The 17,299-nt window shown below is 33.7% G+C and carries 15 protein-coding genes; 10 read left to right on the top strand and 5 right to left on the bottom strand.

The genetic code is table 11. The features are described from left to right. The 8 genes from ACFFGL_RS07085 (at window position 1) to tsaB (ending at window position 8,115) form a co-directional block, all read left to right on the top strand. A complete protein-coding gene (locus ACFFGL_RS07085; RefSeq protein WP_309727085.1) occupies window positions 1–219 on the top strand; it encodes a hypothetical protein in 219 nt (72 codons plus the stop codon). Between the two features lie 97 nt (window positions 220–316). Then, window positions 317–1,018: an ABC transporter ATP-binding protein gene (locus ACFFGL_RS07080; RefSeq protein WP_309727086.1), complete on the top strand. Its 702-nt coding sequence runs from the start codon at window positions 317–319 to the stop codon at window positions 1,016–1,018. Further along, window positions 1,011–2,258 (top strand): ABC transporter permease, encoded by a 1,248-nt coding sequence (locus ACFFGL_RS07075; protein ID WP_309727087.1) that lies wholly within the window; start codon window positions 1,011–1,013, stop codon window positions 2,256–2,258. Before ACFFGL_RS07080 ends, ACFFGL_RS07075 begins: the two co-directional genes overlap by 8 nt. 1 nt (window position 2,259) lies before the next feature. After that, window positions 2,260–3,525, top strand: a complete 1,266-nt coding sequence (locus tag ACFFGL_RS07070) for an ABC transporter permease (protein ID WP_309727088.1) — start codon at window positions 2,260–2,262, stop codon at window positions 3,523–3,525. A 19-nt stretch (window positions 3,526–3,544) separates the two neighbouring features. Next, entirely contained in the window at window positions 3,545–4,660 is a 1,116-nt protein-coding gene (locus ACFFGL_RS07065) for an efflux RND transporter periplasmic adaptor subunit (protein ID WP_309727089.1), read from the top strand. Between the two features lie 59 nt (window positions 4,661–4,719). Continuing rightward, window positions 4,720–6,165 carry a TolC family protein gene (locus ACFFGL_RS07060; RefSeq protein ID WP_309727090.1) on the top strand — a complete coding sequence of 482 codons (1,446 nt, stop codon included), beginning with the start codon at window positions 4,720–4,722 and terminating at the stop codon, window positions 6,163–6,165. A gap of 3 nt (window positions 6,166–6,168) precedes the next feature. Next, entirely contained in the window at window positions 6,169–7,437 is a 1,269-nt protein-coding gene (locus ACFFGL_RS07055) for an efflux RND transporter periplasmic adaptor subunit (protein WP_309727091.1), read from the top strand. Between the two features lie 3 nt (window positions 7,438–7,440). Beyond that, the gene (tsaB, locus tag ACFFGL_RS07050) at window positions 7,441–8,115 is read left to right on the top strand and encodes a tRNA (adenosine(37)-N6)-threonylcarbamoyltransferase complex dimerization subunit type 1 TsaB (protein ID WP_309727092.1); all 675 of its coding nucleotides are present in this window, start codon (window positions 7,441–7,443) and stop codon (window positions 8,113–8,115) included. 2 nt (window positions 8,116–8,117) lie between these two features. On the opposite strand, the gene ACFFGL_RS07045 is transcribed toward tsaB, so the two are convergent. The 3 genes from ACFFGL_RS07045 to ACFFGL_RS07035 form a co-directional block, all read right to left on the bottom strand. After that, window positions 8,118–8,855: a hypothetical protein gene (locus ACFFGL_RS07045; protein ID WP_309727093.1), complete on the bottom strand. Its 738-nt coding sequence runs from the start codon at window positions 8,853–8,855 to the stop codon at window positions 8,118–8,120. A 19-nt stretch (window positions 8,856–8,874) separates the two neighbouring features. Beyond that, the gene (locus ACFFGL_RS07040) at window positions 8,875–9,723 is read right to left on the bottom strand and encodes a mechanosensitive ion channel family protein (protein WP_309727094.1); all 849 of its coding nucleotides are present in this window, start codon (window positions 9,721–9,723) and stop codon (window positions 8,875–8,877) included. A 71-nt stretch (window positions 9,724–9,794) separates the two neighbouring features. Beyond that, window positions 9,795–11,828 (bottom strand): thioredoxin domain-containing protein, encoded by a 2,034-nt coding sequence (locus tag ACFFGL_RS07035; protein WP_309727095.1) that lies wholly within the window; start codon window positions 11,826–11,828, stop codon window positions 9,795–9,797. 171 nt (window positions 11,829–11,999) lie between these two features. Between ACFFGL_RS07035 and ACFFGL_RS07030 the strand changes: the two genes are divergently transcribed. Further along, on the top strand, window positions 12,000–14,252 hold the full coding sequence (locus ACFFGL_RS07030) for an inorganic phosphate transporter (protein ID WP_309727096.1): 2,253 nt from the start codon (window positions 12,000–12,002) through the stop codon (window positions 14,250–14,252). 73 nt (window positions 14,253–14,325) lie between these two features. Here ACFFGL_RS07030 and ACFFGL_RS07025 read toward each other — a convergent pair whose 3' ends face one another. Continuing rightward, window positions 14,326–15,237, bottom strand: a complete 912-nt coding sequence (locus ACFFGL_RS07025) for a NifU family protein (protein WP_309727097.1) — start codon at window positions 15,235–15,237, stop codon at window positions 14,326–14,328. A gap of 224 nt (window positions 15,238–15,461) precedes the next feature. Here ACFFGL_RS07025 and ACFFGL_RS07020 point away from each other — a divergent pair, with 224 nt between their 5' ends. Further along, window positions 15,462–16,466: a PorP/SprF family type IX secretion system membrane protein gene (locus ACFFGL_RS07020; protein ID WP_309727098.1), complete on the top strand. Its 1,005-nt coding sequence runs from the start codon at window positions 15,462–15,464 to the stop codon at window positions 16,464–16,466. 3 nt (window positions 16,467–16,469) lie between these two features. Here the strand turns inward: ACFFGL_RS07020 and murI are convergent, their stop codons facing one another. Further along, on the bottom strand, window positions 16,470–17,264 hold the full coding sequence (murI, locus tag ACFFGL_RS07015) for a glutamate racemase (RefSeq protein ID WP_309727099.1): 795 nt from the start codon (window positions 17,262–17,264) through the stop codon (window positions 16,470–16,472). Between the last annotated feature and the right edge of the window lie 35 nt (window positions 17,265–17,299).

The following is a 17,299-nucleotide window of genomic DNA, read 5'->3' as shown; positions in this document are numbered from 1 at the left end:
ATGATTAAAAAAGCCTTTATACTTATACTTTTTATAATTGTTAGTGCAGAATTGCAAGCACAATGCGCAATGTGTCGAGCTGTTTTAGAAAGTGAAGCCGATGGCGGAGCGGCAGCTGCAATTAATGATGGAATTGTTTACTTAATGATTTGGCCCTACATTCTTATTGGCGGTATAGCATTTTTAATTTATAGAGTGTTAAGAAGAGAATTCAAGTAAACTTTTTATTTTCTTCATTTTCTTTTGTAACAAAACGCTTTTTTAACAGTCATATCTGTAAACCAACTAGCCTTTTTCTGAAATAAACTCGAAAGATATGATCGAAATAAAAGATTTGCACAAATCTTATCGCACTGGCGCTACCGAACTTCACGTATTAAAAGGAATTAATTTTAGCGTAAAAGAAGGCGAGTTAGTTTCAATTATGGGTTCTTCGGGTTCAGGAAAATCTACTTTACTTAATATTTTAGGAATGCTCGACGAAGCCGATGCTGGTTCATATACGCTCGATAATGTTCCTATTAAAAATTTAAACGAAAAAATTGCCGCGCGTTACCGCAATAAATTCCTTGGGTTTATTTTTCAATCATTCAATCTTATCGGATACAAATCTGCTGTAGATAATGTTGCGATGCCGTTATATTATCAAGGAATAAAACGAAAAGAACGCATCGAAAAATCAATGGCTTATCTCGAAAAAGTAGGCTTGGCAAATTGGGCAAGTCATTTACCAAATGAACTTTCCGGAGGTCAAAAACAACGAGTAGCAATTGCTCGTGCGCTGGCAAGTGATCCTAAAGTTTTACTGGCCGATGAACCAACCGGAGCGCTCGATACCAAAACTTCTTACGAAGTGATGGATTTAATTCAGGAAATAAACGATGAAGGCAAAACCATTTTGGTAGTCACGCACGAAGAAGATATCGCACATATGACCAAGCGAATCGTTAATCTGAAAGATGGCGTTATTATAGACGATTCTTTTGTAAATCAAGTTAGAGCAAAAGCAAATGTTTAGTTTAGAACGCTGGGAAGAAATATTCGAAACCATTCGGAAAAATTTATTGAGAACCGTTCTTACGGGAATTTCTGTCGCTTCGGGTATTTTTATTTTAGTAATTCTGTTAGGCGTTGGCGAAGGAATGCAAAACGGGATTGAAAATCAATTTCAAAATGATGCCGCAAACCGAATTTCAGTGTGGACCGGTAGAACATCAGTAGGTTATAAAGGCTTAAACCCCGGGAGAAGAATTCAGCTAAAAAATGAAGATTATGAGTTTACTGAAAAAAAATACGCTAAAGATTTAGAATACAGATCAGCTTTATATAGAATTTGGGGAAGCTTAGTAAATTATAAGAAAGAATCTGGTAGTTATCGAATAGAAGGCGTTTTACCCGATTATCAATTTTTGGAAGGCGAAGCAATGGTAAAAGGCCGCTACTTAAACTATGGCGATCATAAGAATTATGAAAAAGTTGTAGTTATTGGTAAAAAAGTAGCTGCAGATTTATTTAAAAATGATAGAACCCCTTTGGGAAAACTCATCGAAATCGCGGGTATCAATTTTAAAGTTGTTGGCGTGTATTCAGATCCCGGTGGTGAGCGAGAAGAAGCGCGCGTTTTTATGCCGCTTTCAACAGCGCAACGCGTTTTTAACGGCGGAAATAATATTCAAGGTTTAGCTTTTACACTTCCAAAGCAAGATAATTTTTCTGAAGCTTTAGCCATTTCCAATAATTTTACCCAAAATCTAGAAGCTCAATTAAAAGAAGCGCATACCATCGCCCCTAATGATGAAAGTGCGATTTTCATAAATAATTCGTTAGAAAATGCAAAAAGAATTTATGACATGATGAAAATGATTAAATTTTTTTTCTGGGGCGTGGGAATTGCAACAATTTTAGCTGGCGTCATAGGAGTGAGTAATATTATGCTCATTATCGTAAAAGAAAGAACCAAAGAAATAGGAATCCGAAAAGCTTTAGGCGCTCAACCGCTTTCAATTATTGCTATGGTTTTACACGAATCAATTTTTGTAACCACCATCGCAGGTTTTTTAGGATTGTTAGGTGGTTTAATTTTATTAGAATTTGTAGGCCCAATGGTGCAAACAGAATTTTTAAGAAATCCTACGGTAAATTTTAACGTAGCTATTTCTACGGTAATTATATTAATAATTGCAGGTGCCATCGCCGGATTTTTTCCTGCGTGGCGTGCAGCGCGTATAAAACCAATTGTAGCTTTAAGAGACGAATAAAATGTTTAGTAGAGATAAATGGAATGAAATAATAGAATCCCTAAGTTCTAACTGGTTTAGAACTATACTCACGGCTTTTGGGGTGTTTTGGGGAATTTTCATTTTGGTTATTTTACTAGCTGCCGGAAGAGGTTTAGAAAATGGGGTAAAACAAGGTTTTGGCGGAATGGCGACCAACTCGATGTTTATGTGGGCGCAAACGCCTTCAAAGCCGTATAAAGGTTTGCCAAAAGGAAGACGCTATAACTTTAAAACAGGCGATGTTACGGCCATAAAAGATAACGTTGGTGGATTAAAATATGTTTCACCACGAAACCAGTTAGGCGGTTTCGGTGGAAGCAATAACGTGGTGCGCGGTTTAAAATCTGGAGCGTTTAATGTGTATGGTGATTATCCTGAAATAATCAATCAACAACCGATGGATATTACTTCGGGAAGGTTTTTGAATTATAATGATGTAGATGAGAAAAGAAAAGTAGCTGTAATTGGTGAAGCGGTGAAATCTACGATGTACGATAATGGCGAAGAAGTTTTAGGAAGTTACATAAAAATTAGCGGTGTAAATTTTCAAGTAATCGGAACCTATAAGAAAAAGGGAAATGGTGGCGGAAATCCTGAAGAAGCGCAGAAAGAAATTTATGTGCCTTTTACCGCTTTTTCTCAAGCATTTAATCGTGGTGATTTAGTAGGTTGGATGGCAATTACGGCAGACAATCAACATTCAATTACCAATTTAAAATCACAAATATTTGAAGTGATTAAAACGCGCCATTCCATTCATCCAGAAGATTCTAGAGCGATCGGAAATTTCGATTTATTTGAAGAATTCAATAAAATTAACGGATTATTTATTGCCTTAAAAGCAGTGGCTTATTTTGTTGGAATTTTAATATTACTTTCCGGAGTTATCGGAATTAGCAATATTATGCTTATCGTGGTAAAAGAACGTACCAACGAAATTGGAGTAAGAAGAGCTCTAGGCGCAACACCTTGGTCAATTCGAGGTCAAATTTTATTAGAATCTATTTTTCTAACGATTATTTCAGGAATGACGGGAATTATTGCGGCAACAGGATTATTAATGCTGGTAAATTCTTTTTTACAAAATACCGATACTTCAGAAATGATGTTTATTAACCCGAGTGTAGATTTAGGCGTAGTAATTACAGCTTTATTAATATTAATTTTTTCAGGATTATTAGCAGGTTTAATTCCTGCACAAAATGCCATAAAAATAAAACCGGTAGACGCATTGCGTACCGAATAAATAAAAACCAATTGTAAGAATGAAAAGAGCACTAACCATTATCGTTTTAGTAATTATAGCTATTGCTTTTGTAGGTTCGCTATATTATTTATACCAAAAAAACCAAGAAAGCCCGGTAGTTTATACAACTTTAAAACCAAGTACAGAAACTATTGTAAAAGAAACGGTCGCTACGGGAAGTATTGTTCCGAAGGAAGAAATTCTTATTAAACCTAATATTTCCGGAATTATCGATAAAATTTACATTAAAGCTGGAGATACTATTTCAGTAAACGACTTAATTGCTCAACTAAAAGTAGTACCAAATGTTTCTAATTTGGCGAGCAGTAAGAACCAAATTACTTCCGCAAAAATCGCTTTAGACAATCAAACCAAAAGCTATAACCGGCAGAAAGAATTATACGATAAAGGCGTAATTTCAGCAAATGAATTCGATCAAGCAGAAGTAGCTTATCAACAAGCGCAACAAACGTATAATGCAGCGCAACAAACCTATGAAATTATAAAAACAGGAACTTCTCGTGGGTTAGATAATGCGGCTAATACGCAAATTCGATCGACTATTTCGGGAATGGTTTTAGAAGTTCCCGTAAAAGAAGGAAACCAAGTAATTGAAGCGAATAATTTTAATGAAGGAACTACTATTGCTACGTTGGCAAACGTAGATAAAATGATTTTTGAAGGAAAAGTAGACGAATCTGAAGTAGGTAAAATTAAAGAAGGACTTCCGTTAGAAATTACAATTGGCGCAATTGAAAATAAAAAATTTGATGCCGTTTTAGATTACATCGCTCCAAAAGGACTCGATGAAAACGGCGCTATTCAATTTGAAATTGAAGGAACGTTAACCAATAGAGACACCACATTTATTCGTTCTGGTTTAAGTGCAAATGCTTCTATTATTTTAGCGAAAGCTGAAGATGTGTTGGCGATTAAAGAGTCATTAGTTCAATTCGATGATAAAACAAAAAAGCCTTATGTTGAAGTAAAAACCGGCGAGCAAGAATTCGAAAGACGCGATATAGAATTAGGAATTAGCGACGGAATTCAAGTGGAAGTAAAAAGCGGGCTTTCAAAAGAGGATGAAATAAAAGTGTGGAATCCGGTAAAACCTACAGGCAATTTTAATCAATAAGACACCTTGAAACTGTAACAAATTATAAAAAACTAGACTTACCTAAAACAATTCAGGTCATGAAAAATAGCATTTTAATTTTACTCTTACTTTGTGTCGGCTTTTCTGCCAGCGCACAAAATAAAAAGTGGACATTGCGTGAATGTATAGAATATGCACTCGATAATAATATTTCCATTAAACAATCGCAATTAGATTTAGAAGCTTCAGAAATCGATAAAAGCGACGCGATCGGAAATTATTTGCCAAGTATTAATGCACAAGCCAGCAATTCTTGGAATACGGGATTAACGCAAAATGTAACTACGGGAGTTTTACAAAACCAAACCACTCGAAATTTTTCTGCCGGCGTAACTTTAGGCGTGAATATTTTTAACGGGTTAAATAATTTAAGACAATACCAACGTGCAAAAATGGCGAGAATAGCGAGTATGTATTCCTTAGAAAAAATGGAAGACGATATTATGCTTTTTGTAGCTAATGCGTATTTAGATGTGTTGGTAAATAAAGAAACTGTAAAAGTTTTAAAAGAACAAAATCAAGTCACCCAAGAGCAATACAAAAGAACGCAAGATTTAGTTGATGCCGGTTCGCTTCCTCGCGGAGATTTGTTAGAAATAAAAGCGACCAATGCAGACGAACGCCAACAAATTATTGTAGCTGAAAATTCAGTAAGAATCGCTTTAATTAATTTAGCGCAATTGTTATTAATAGACGATTATAAAAATTTCGATATAGTAGATGAAACCTACGATGTGCCGATTAGTGATATTTTACAAAAATCTCCAGAAGAAATTATTGAAAATGCGAAAGACGAACGTTACGAAATTAAAATCGCAGAATCTAACGTAGAATTAGCCGAAAAAGATGTGCAAATCGCAAAAAGTAATTATTTACCATCGATCAGCGGATTTTTTAATTACAATACACGTGAATCAGGTTCGCGAAGAGTAGAGCAATTCACTACAATAGATGAAGAAAACCCAACACAGGTAATCGGTCAAGTTGCTGCAACTGGTCAAGATGTAATTTCAGATAATTTTTCTTCCGGGTTTAGAACTTTGCCGCCTCGACCTTTTATAGATCAACTTTGGTTGAATGATGGTATTTCCTACGGACTTCAGTTAAACGTTCCTATTTTAAACGGATTTTCTACTAGAAATTCGGTACGAAGAAATGAAATTAACGTGCAACGTGCAGAATATCAATTAGAACAAGCGCGCTTAGATTTAGAATCGAATGTTTACCAAGCTTATGTTGATGCACAAGGCGCTGCGGAAGCTTATCAAGCCGCAGAAGTAGCCGTAGAATCACAACAATTAGCATATGATTATTCGCAAGAACGCTATGATGTAGGTCTAACGAATGCATTCGATTTCAGTCAATCAAAATTTAGATTATCCAACGCGCAAAGTCAATTAATTAGAAGTAAATACGATTATATTTTTAAATTAAAAGTTCTAGAACTATATTTTGGAATAGAACCGGAAGATATTAAGCTTTAAGCTATGAAAAGAAAAAAAATAATCATTATTGCGGTTATCATCATTGTTATTTTGGTGCTTTTGGTGATAGGAAAAAAAGCCGGTTGGTTTGGTAAAACAGGAAATTTTAAAAGTGTTGAAACCACAAAAATTGAAAAGTTAGATATAACTGAAACTGTTGCTGCCACGGGAAAAATTCAACCTGAAGTTGAAGTGAAATTATCTTCAGAAGTTTCAGGAGAAATTATTGAATTGCCAATAAAAGAAGGCCAGCAAGTTGAAAAAGGAGATTTATTAGTAAAAATAAATCCCGATTTATACCAGTCTAGCGTTCAGCGTTCTCAAGCCAGTTTAGAAAATATTAAATCGGCATTAACACAAAGTGAGGCTAGTTTAAAACAAGCCGAAGCAAACTATAACCGAAATAAAAAATTATTTGAAAAAGGTGTAATTTCTAAAGCCGAATGGGATGCGATTGTTTCTGAATATGAAGTTGCGAAAGCCACCAAACAATCGGCTTATTACAACGTGCAAAGTGCACGTGCTTCTGTAACCGAAGCGCAAGATAATTTGCAAAGAACTACAATTTATGCGCCAATGACAGGAACAATTTCTCGTTTAGACGCAGAATTAGGAGAACGCGTTGTAGGAACGCAACAAATGGCAGGAACCGAAATTTTACGGGTTGCTAATTTAGCTGAAATGGAAGTGGAAGTAGATGTGAATGAAAACGATATTGTAAAATTAGCCGTCGGCGATTCAGCAATTGTTGAGGTCGACGCATATTTAGGAAAGGAATTTAATGGTTTGGTGACTTCAATATCAAATTCAGCAAATGAAGATTTAACGGCAGATCAGGTTACAAATTTTAAAGTGAAGGTCAGAATTTTAAAAGATTCCTATAAAGATTTAACCGAAGGAAAACCAGCTAGTTATTCGCCTTTTCGACCTGGAATGACCGCTACGGTAGATATAATTACCAATAGTAAAAAGAATATTATCGCAGTTCCAATCAGTTCTATCGTTATAAAAAATGATACTACAACAACTAAAAGCGGAATTACAAAAGCGAAAAATTCAACTTCAGAAGAAACATTTGAATGTGTTTTTCTAAAAAAAGGAGAAGAAGCTAAATTACAAGTCGTCGAAACCGGAATTCAAGACGACACGAATATTGAAATTACTAAAGGACTTTCAGTAGGAGATGAAGTAATTACAGGGCCTTACAATACGGTGACGAAACAGCTAGATTCAGGAGATAAAGTTGAAGTAAAAGGCGATAAAAAAGAATAGATTTTGAATATCATACTTTGCTTAGAAACCACAACTACTAATTGTTCCGTTGCTTTGAGCAAAAACGGAGAATTATTAGCTTTAAAAGAAGATAATACACCAGGTTATTCTCACGCTGAAAAACTTCACGTATTTATTAATGAAATTTTACGTGAGGAAAATATTGAGATTCATGAACTTTCGGCTGTTGCGGTAAGTAAAGGTCCGGGTTCATATACCGGTTTGCGTATTGGTGTTTCTGCAGCAAAAGGTCTAGCATTTTCACTTGGAATCCCTTTGCTATCGACTTCAACTTTGCAGTCTTTAGCTTTACAAGCAAAACCGAGTAAAGATGAAATTGTTTTATCGATGTTAGATGCGAGAAGAATGGAAGCATTTACCGCTATTTTTGATGAAAATAATCAGCAACTTGTTTCTACAGCAGCTACAATTTTATCTGAAAATAGTTTTGAAGATATTTTCAGCAATAAGAAAGTAATTTGTATTGGAAATGCAGTAAAGAAGTTTGAGGAAATTTTGCCTTCAGCTAAAAAAGCAACGATTAAATTTATTGAAGCAAATCCTTCAGCAAAAGAAATGGTAAAATTGGCATTTGATAAATATAAAATAAGCGACACCGAAGATGTCGCTTATTTTGAACCTTATTATTTAAAAGATTTTCTCGTTACGAAGAAGTAAAATTAGTTTAAAGAATTATAATATTCAACTAATTGAATAAGAGCTTTTTCTTCATCGTCTCCTCTAAATTTTAATTTATTATCTTTTATATAATCTTCTAATATTTCGTTTTTATCAGGAAAGGCATCTGCAGCTTTTCTTTTATGAGGCTCTATACTGTAGGCTCTATTCCCGATTTTGATCATATAATAAGTTTCAGTACTAATGCTTGGAGCTTTGCCTTTTTGATATGAAGAGCGTGCTTCTTGCCCTGGATTGTAAGTTTGGCCAAGTCTTTTATATAATGAGACTTTATCATCATTGTTCACTAATACCTCTACGTATCCACTATTACTTCCGTGAATAAGGACAGGAAGATTGTATTGAAATGTAAACATTTCGTCAGTATTCAGCAATACATCGTATTTTTCAGATCTTTGTAGGACATGTAATTCATCATCATCAATACTTTTTTTAACTTCAAAGACATCATCAATAATTCTATATCTTATATATGCCTTTATTTTTCTTTTCTTTTCCTTGTCGATAATCTGGCCTGGTGAAAATTCTTCATGTAAATATGGACTATTACTTAGATTTGATAAATCAATATATGTTTGACCTAGTTTAATTTTATTACTTTGACTTATTTGCTGAAGTATAGGTAAATCACTCCAATTATCAATTTGCATTATCTGAGCAGAGAGTATGGTTGGAATTGATGCTAATATTATTAAAATTATATATTTAAAATTTTTCATGATTAATAATTTTTATAGTTTAATTATTATTTTGTTTTTTATTACTATGATCATAAAAATGAACATCTCTTTGTGGATATGGAATTCCGATGCCGGCTTCGTCTAATCTCACTTTAATTGTCTCGATTGTATACCAGTGACACCCCCAAAAATCTTCATTCGTAGCCCAGAATCTTGCTGAAAGATTTACGGAATTATCTGCCAATTCTGTTACCACAACTTGTGGTTCTGGATCTTTCAAAATTCCCTCTTGTGAAGTCATGACATCTAGCATGATGTCTTTCGCTTCTTTTATATCAGCATCATAAGAAATTCCTATGGTTATCGCATCTTTACGTTTTCCTTCAACGGTATAATTTATAATATTATCATTCGAAATTTGTCCGTTTGGAATAACAGCTAGTTGATTTCCGAAGGTGTTCAGTTTTGTATAAAAAATAGTGATTTCTTTTACACTTCCTGAAACGCCCTGAGCTTCAATCCAATCTCCAATTTTAAAAGGTTTTAAGGTGATTATTAACACTCCACCTGCAAAATTTGCTAGCGAACCTTGTAAAGCTAATCCAATAGCTAAACCTGCGGCACCTAAGATAGCAATAAATGAGGTGGTTTCTACACCAACTTGCGTTATTGCTGTAATAAAAACTAAAATTTTTAATGCCCAATTTATGATATTGGTTACAAAACCTTCTAGCGCTTTATCATAATTTTTTTTATCAAAAATTTTCTTTACATAACGAACAACTATATTAGTTACCCACCAACCGATAACCAAAATAGCAATAGCGGCTAATAAATCTGGGAGAAAATCTAAAAATTTCTCAAAATACTCATTTGCAATTTCTGAATACGTAGCAATGTCTTCCATAGTAAAATTTAAATTTTATTCAATAAAAAAAAATTCATCGAATAAAACTGTGAGAGCCATGTTAAACTTTGTTAATGTTCAGTGTTCCGAATGGATTTTAAAACAATTTTCAGGCTATCTGTCGGTAAAAAGCAACGGTCTTCTGTACATAAAAGTAATGAATTTTTTTGAGAATCTTCATTATATTTTAAAATAGGTAGTTTTTCAGAAATATTTTTATTCTTTCCAACCTTTAGAAGTTGCGGTAAATAGTGTTTATGGATCGATTTTAAATTTTCTTTGAAATTTTCGCCTGAAAACAAAAGTTCAAAAGTTGAAGAAGAGTAATTCATAAAAAGCATTAACCAATTGCTATATCCCATAGGATATTCGTTTATTCTTGGTTGAATGTTTTTGAGAAGCGTTTTCGAAATTTTTTCATACTCCTTATTTCGGTAAATCTTACTTAGCTGTCCTAAATTTTTTGCCATCGCAGAATTTGAAGAAGGAATTACATTGTCTTCCGTTTCAATTGTTTTTATAAATAAACCGTCTTCTTTAGAGGAAGTATAGAAAAATACGTTTTTATCTTCATCGAAAAAATAGGATAAACAATAATCGGTTAAGGTTTTTGCTCTGGAAATCCATTTTTCTTGAAAAGTATTTTCATAAAATTTCAAACAAGCTTCAATTAAAAAAGCGTAATCATCTAAACAGCCGGAAATTTCTTCATTATTTTTCTTAAAACTTCGTGTAATAGTTCCGTTTTTAAAACGATTTTCCCATAAAAAATTTAAAGTATTTTCTGCAATTTCTATATATTTTTCATTTTGAAATACGCGGTAAGCATCGCAATATGCAGTAATTGTCAATGCGTTCCACGAAGTTAGAATTTTTGTATCTAACCCGGGTTTTGCTTTTTTTTTTCTAACTGAAATTAATTTTTTCTTACAGCGAGAAATAATTTTTTCAAGTTCACGTGTGGTTGTTGAAAATTGCTCTGCGATTTCCTCAGCAGATTTTGTTCGTATAAAAACATAATTTCCTTCTTCCCAATACCCCGTATGATTTACATTGTAATATTCAGCAAAAATTTGAAAATCATCTTGTAATATTTCTTCTAATTCTTTTTTCTTCCACGTATAAAACGCGCCTTCTTTCGATTGATTTTTTTCATCTACACTATCGGCATCTAAAGCGCTGTAAAAACCATTTTCTTCAGCATGAAATTCCTCTTCCAAAAAAGCCAGCGTTTTTATTGCGGTTTCTTTAAATAAAGGATTTTTTGTAACTAAATAGGCATCGGAAAGTAAGCTTATCATTTGCGCATTATCATAAAGCATTTTTTCAAAATGCGGAATATGCCAACGTTCGTCTACAGAATATCTTGAAAAGCCGCCGCCAAGCGTGTCATAGATTCCGCCATAAATCATTTTTGTAAGGCTGAATTCTACAAATTCTACAATTTCTTTATGTTGAAGTTGAGCTCCATAACGCAATAAAAAATGATAATTATTCGGCATTAAAAATTTAGGCGCACCTTTCATTCCTCCGTGAAGATGATCGAAATTTTCACGCCATTTTTTTAAGACTTCATCGATAAACGAAGTAGAAAATTCTTCTTTTTCGTTTGAAGGGTCAATTATATTTAACTGCTGAAGACCTTTTTCTAATTTTTCAGCATATTCATACATTTTCTCGGGCGCACTTTTATATAAATCTTTCAATTGAAATAAAGTTCCCATCCAATTTTTCTTTGGTAAGTAGGTGCTTGCCCAAATGGGTCTTCCGTCAGGTAAAGCAACTACATTTAATGGCCAACCGCCACGACCGGTCATTGCTTGTAGCGCTTGCATGTAAACATGGTCAAGATCGGGTCGTTCTTCCCGATCAATTTTAATATTGATAAAATTTTCGTTCATTACCGAAGCTACTTCATTATCTTCAAAACATTCTTTCTCCATCACGTGGCACCAGTGACAAGCTGAATACCCAATACTTATGAGCAATAATTTTTTCTGATTGAGTAAATTTTTATCCCAAGCTTGCCAATGTACCGGATTATTTGCGTGTTGAAGCAGGTAAGGACTTGATTCTTTGGCTAAATTGTTTGTTAGATTTTTCATTAATTACAGAATGTTTCTTGCTAGAAAGGTAAAAAAAGTATCTTTACAAGCAAGTATTTACATTTATGCCATTATTTTTGTGCACACTAAATTTTAATGTTTTGATAACAATAGGATGGAGAACATTAAAAATTAAAAACACATTTTTGCAGATTTAGAGATAAGTTTTTTATGGAAAATATGTACTTGGTAATGCTCGTGATTTTATTCGCGCTCGCGATTACCGATTTAGTAGTAGGAGTTAGTAACGATGCGGTGAATTTCTTAAATTCAGCTATCGGGTCTAAGGCTATTTCAATGCGAACTATACTTATTGTCGCTAGTATAGGAGTAGCAATTGGAGCTGTCTTTTCTAGTGGAATAATGGAAGTAGCCCGAAAAGGTATTTTTGTTCCCGGTCAATATTACTTCGACGAAATTATGATAATTTTCATGGCAGTAATGATTACCGATGTCTTGCTGCTCGATTTCTTTAACTCATTAGGCTTACCCACTTCTACAACCGTTTCCATTGTATTCGAATTATTAGGAGCAGCGGTGAGTATTGCAGCTATAAAAACTTACAACGAAACGGAAGATTTTGGTGTAATTTTAGAATATATAAACACTTCAAAAGCTACTGAAATTATAACCGGTATTTTGCTCTCGGTCGTAATTGCTTTCTCGATTGGTGCAATTATACAGTATCTTTCGCGGTTGGTATTTTCGTTTCAGTTTGAAAGAAAAATAAAATATGTAGGTGCCATTTTTGGAGGTCTTTCGATGACGGCCATTACGTATTTCATTTTTATAAAAGGATTAAAAGGAATTTCTTTTGTTCCAGATGAAACAGTTGCCTACGTTACGCATCATACTTTACTGATTACCGCGGCTAGCTTTCTAGTTTGGACACTTATTTGTCAAGTAGCGATGCTAGTTTTAAAAACCGATATTTTACGTGCCATAATTGTGGTAGGAACATTTGCACTCGCATTAGCTTTCGCAGGAAACGACTTAGTGAACTTTATTGGAGTTCCTATTGCTGCGTGGCAATCTTTTATGCTGTGGACAGATTCCGGAATGGAAGCAAACCAAATGTTAATGAGCGGTTTATCTGGTGAAGTGCAAACTCCAGAATTTTTACTAATTATCGCTGGGTTGGTAATGGTGGTGACGCTTTGGTTTTCCAGCAAAGCCAGATCTGTAGTAGATACAGGAGTTAATTTAGCACGACAAGGTGATGGCGCAGAACGCTTCAAACCAAATAATTTATCGCGTGTGATTGTACGATATTCTATGCTGGCAGGAAACGCGGTTTCTGCAATTTTACCTTCAACAGTAAAAACTAAAATTGAAGCTAAATTCGAACGTTCTAACGATGTTTTATCAGATAGACGTATTGATGCGCCGGCTTTTGATAAAGTGCGAGCTTCGGTAAATTTAGTAGTTGCCAGTATTCTAATTTCAATAGGGACAAACTTAAAACTTCCACTTTCGACGACTTATGTAACGTTTATGGTGGCGATGGGTACATCGTTGGCCGATAGAGCTTGGGATCGTGAAAGTGCAGTTTATCGTGTAGCTGGAGTTGTAAATGTAGTAGGAGGTTGGTTTGTAACGGCTTTAGTAGCTTTTCTTGCAGCAGCTTTATTTGCTTGGATAATTTGGTGGGGCGAAATGATTGCAATTATAGCTCTAGTTGCCTTAGCGGCTTTCTTAATTGTTAGAAGCGCGATTGTTCATTCGAAAAAGATGAAAGCTGAAAAAAGCAAAAAACGTTTTAATAGAAGTGATATTATTACCATTAATGAAATTACCATTGAAACTTCCCAAAATATTTCTAGTGTAATCAACGGAATTAATAAGCGTTACAGCAAAGTTGTTGATCATTTAGGATATCATGATTTAAGTAAGCTTAGAAAAGACGTTAAGAAGCTGAATAAGTTGGAAGATGAGGTAGAAGAATTAAAGGATAATGTTTTTTACTTTATTAAATCCTTGGAAGATAATTCTGTTGAAGCGAGTAAATTTTATATTCTGTTTTTAGATCATTTACAAGATATGGTTCAATCGATTAGTCAAATAGCGAGATCGAGCCATAAACACGTGAATAATAATCACAAGAATTTGAAATTTAACCAGATTCGGGACTTAAAAAGTATCGATCGCGAAATGCAAGTGCTTTTTGATGAAATTATCGAAACCTTCGATACCCAAGCTTTTGGAAACATCAATAAATTAATTGATGATAAAAAAGTTCTACTTGAAAAAGTTTCAGGTTTAATTCAGAAGCAAATCGATCGTATTCGAACTTCAGAAACCAGTCCGAAAAACACCAAATTATATTTCGGATTGTTATTGGAAACTAAAGACTTAATAACTTCAACAATGAGTTTATTAAAGTTATTCCAAGATTATTATGAAGACGCTAAGCGAGAATTTTAATTAATAAAATAAGATACAGATAAAAAAAGTCCGATGTTTTTCATCGGACTTTTTTATGATTTAAACTTTTCTTTTATCCATTAATCGCTTCTACGGTTTCCACTTTATCGTGAAGCATTTCTTTCAGCATATTTTCAATTCCATTTTTTAAAGTGAATGTTGAAGAAGGGCAACCGCTACAAGCACCTTGTAAAATAACTTTTACGCGTTTATCTTCAGCATTATACGATTCAAATTTAATATTTCCGCCATCACTTGCTACAGCAGGTTTTACATATTCGTCTAAAATTGCAATAATTTGTTTTGAAGTATCGTCGAGGTAATCAAAATTCTCGGAAACTTTTTCTTCTGTTTGCTGAGGTTGTGCGGTTTCTTGAACATTTTCTTTAAGAACCGTTTTGCCTTCTTGCAAATAATTTCTGATAAATTCACGCAATTCTAGTGTAATTTCTTCCCATTCTGCGATATCATATTTACTAACAGAAATATAATTTTCATCAATAAAAACTTCTTTTACAAAAGGAAAATGAAATAAAGATTGCGCTAAGGGCGAATTGCTGGCTTCGTCAATATTCTTAAATTCTTGGACGCTTAACACCAGTTTTCTGTTCGATACAAACTTCATCACTTTAGGATTTGGCGTGCTTTCAGCGTAAACTGTAACCGGAATATTTTTATTAGAATCTTTAGCAGAATTTACAACAATTCCGCCGTCATTTAAATATTCGTTAATTTGTGTAGCCACTTCATTTTGAACATCATTCCACTCTACAATGTTAAATTTTTCGATCGCAACAAAATTTTGTGCAATAAAAACCGTTTTAACAAAAGGAAGGTGAAAAAGTTGTTGAGCCAACGGAGATTTAGAAGCCTCTTCAATGTTCTTAAATTCAAAGGTTTCGTGTTCTACCAAGAACCGATTTGCTTCAAATTTAACAATAGAATCATTGCTGGTTGGTTTTATTTCTATATTATAGTTGTTCATAAATGCAAATTTTTCAGCAAAATTACTAAAAGAAATACAATGAAATGAATATATTTACGCCTTATTAATTTGAAAAGCAGAAGTAAAGTTATTTTACTTTAAAGAAAAATTGTATTTTTCGCTGTTGAAATGTAAAACTTGATCGATATTTAGTATGGAAATAAGTTTTGCTTGAATAAATTTTAAGTTTATTTTTACTTTTTTGAAGAGATAACCCTTATTATATGAAGTCTATTAAAGCATATCTACTTTTAGCAATTGCATTTTTACCATTAGTAGTATTTTCTCAAGAACGGGGAATTCCTGTTTACTCTGATTATTTAACCGATAATTTGTATTTACTTCACCCGTCTATGGCTGGTGCGGCAAATAGAAATACAATTCGTCTTACAGCAAGGCAACAATGGTTTGATGTGGACGACGCACCAAGTTTACAAACGCTTGCCGTAAATGGTAAATTAAATGAGAAAATAGGTATTGGTGGTATTTTATACAACGATAGCAATGGTAATTTTTCTCAGCAAGGAGCTTACGCTACTTTTGCGTACCATTTAATGTTATCGAGAGATCGAATCGCTTTAAACCAATTATCGTTTGGTTTAAACGTTGGTGTAATGCAAGAAAAATTAGATCAATCCGGTTTTACGCAGCCTGATCCAACTATTGTTCCTGGAGCAGAATTAACCGATTCTTATTTCAATGTTGATTTTGGGATGTCTTATTATTACTTAGATTTTTACACGCATTTTACGGTGAAAAATATTATTCCACAGAATCGTGAAATATTTGATGATCTAGAAACTGACAATCAGCGTCAATATCTAGCATCTGCGGGTTATGTAATTGCACCTTACGGATCTGATTGGTCATATGAGCCTTCATTAATGTTTCAATACAAAGAAGAAACTACAGAAGCTTCTATAGATGCAAACTTTAAGGTTTACAGAAATTTTGATTTTGGAAGTCTTTGGGGTGGTTTATCTTATAGAAGAAGTTTTGATGGTTCAGAATATACCGAAAATCTTTCTACAGTAGAAAGTCAAAAATTACAATACATCACACCGTTTTTAGGAATAAATTATAATGACTTTATGTTTGCTTATACCTATACTTACCAAGCAAATTCAGTTGTGTTGACAAATTCAGGTTTTCACCAAATTACTTTAGGATATAACTTTGGAGAAAGTAACGAACGTTACCATTGTAACTGTCCTGCAATTAATAATTAAGGCTTAAAAATCTAAATAAGAAATATTATTAAACCTTTTTTTGGTAGAGGTTTTTAAAAGCATCTGTAACACATTAATATTAGTATTGGTGTAAAAAACAGGTTCTTTAGAAGCTTTTTCCGAAAGAAGGTTTAAACTTTTTAAAACCGTTTTGGTTTGTCTTGCCACCGCTTCACCGGAATCGATAATAAAAACTTCTTCAGGTAAAATTTCTTTCAGTTGCGGAATTAAATAAGGGTAATGACTACAGCCTAAGACAAGATAATCAATTCCTTTAGTTAGCATTGGTTCTAATAAGCTTTGTAAGTGCTTTTTTGTTTCCGCAGTATTTTGCTCACCTTTTTCAATTGCTTCTACCAGACCGGTTCCAATAACTTCTATTACGTCAATTCCTTTCGCGAATTCATCTGAGGTTTCTAAAAATAATTCACTAGAAAGTGTTCCTTTGGTAGCTAAAATTCCTATGACTTTTTTTCGGCTATTTAGTGCTGCGGGTTTTATGGCCGGTTCAATCCCAATAATAGGAACTTTGTAACGCTGTCTTAACTCTTTTATAGCATTAGTAGTCGCTGTATTGCACGCTACAACAATGATTTTACAATTTTGCTGAAGAAGAAAGTCGGTGTTTTTGAAACATAGATCTATAATTTCCTGCTTGCTTTTATTGCCGTAGGGAGCATTTTTACTATCGGCGAGGTAAATAGTATCTTCATTTGGTAAAAGCTTATGTAACTCCGCGAAAATTGAAGTTCCGCCAACGCCAGAGTCAAAAATTCCGATAGGATCTGTTTTCTTCATAAGTTAAGTTTTGAGCAAAAAAAAAGCACTTCTGT

Source organism: Mesonia maritima, from assembly GCF_042433895.1.
Lineage (GTDB): Bacteria > Bacteroidota > Bacteroidia > Flavobacteriales > Flavobacteriaceae > Mesonia > Mesonia maritima.
The sequence above is the reverse complement of the archived record's forward strand: the minus strand, read 5'-3'. Positions and strand labels throughout refer to the sequence as shown.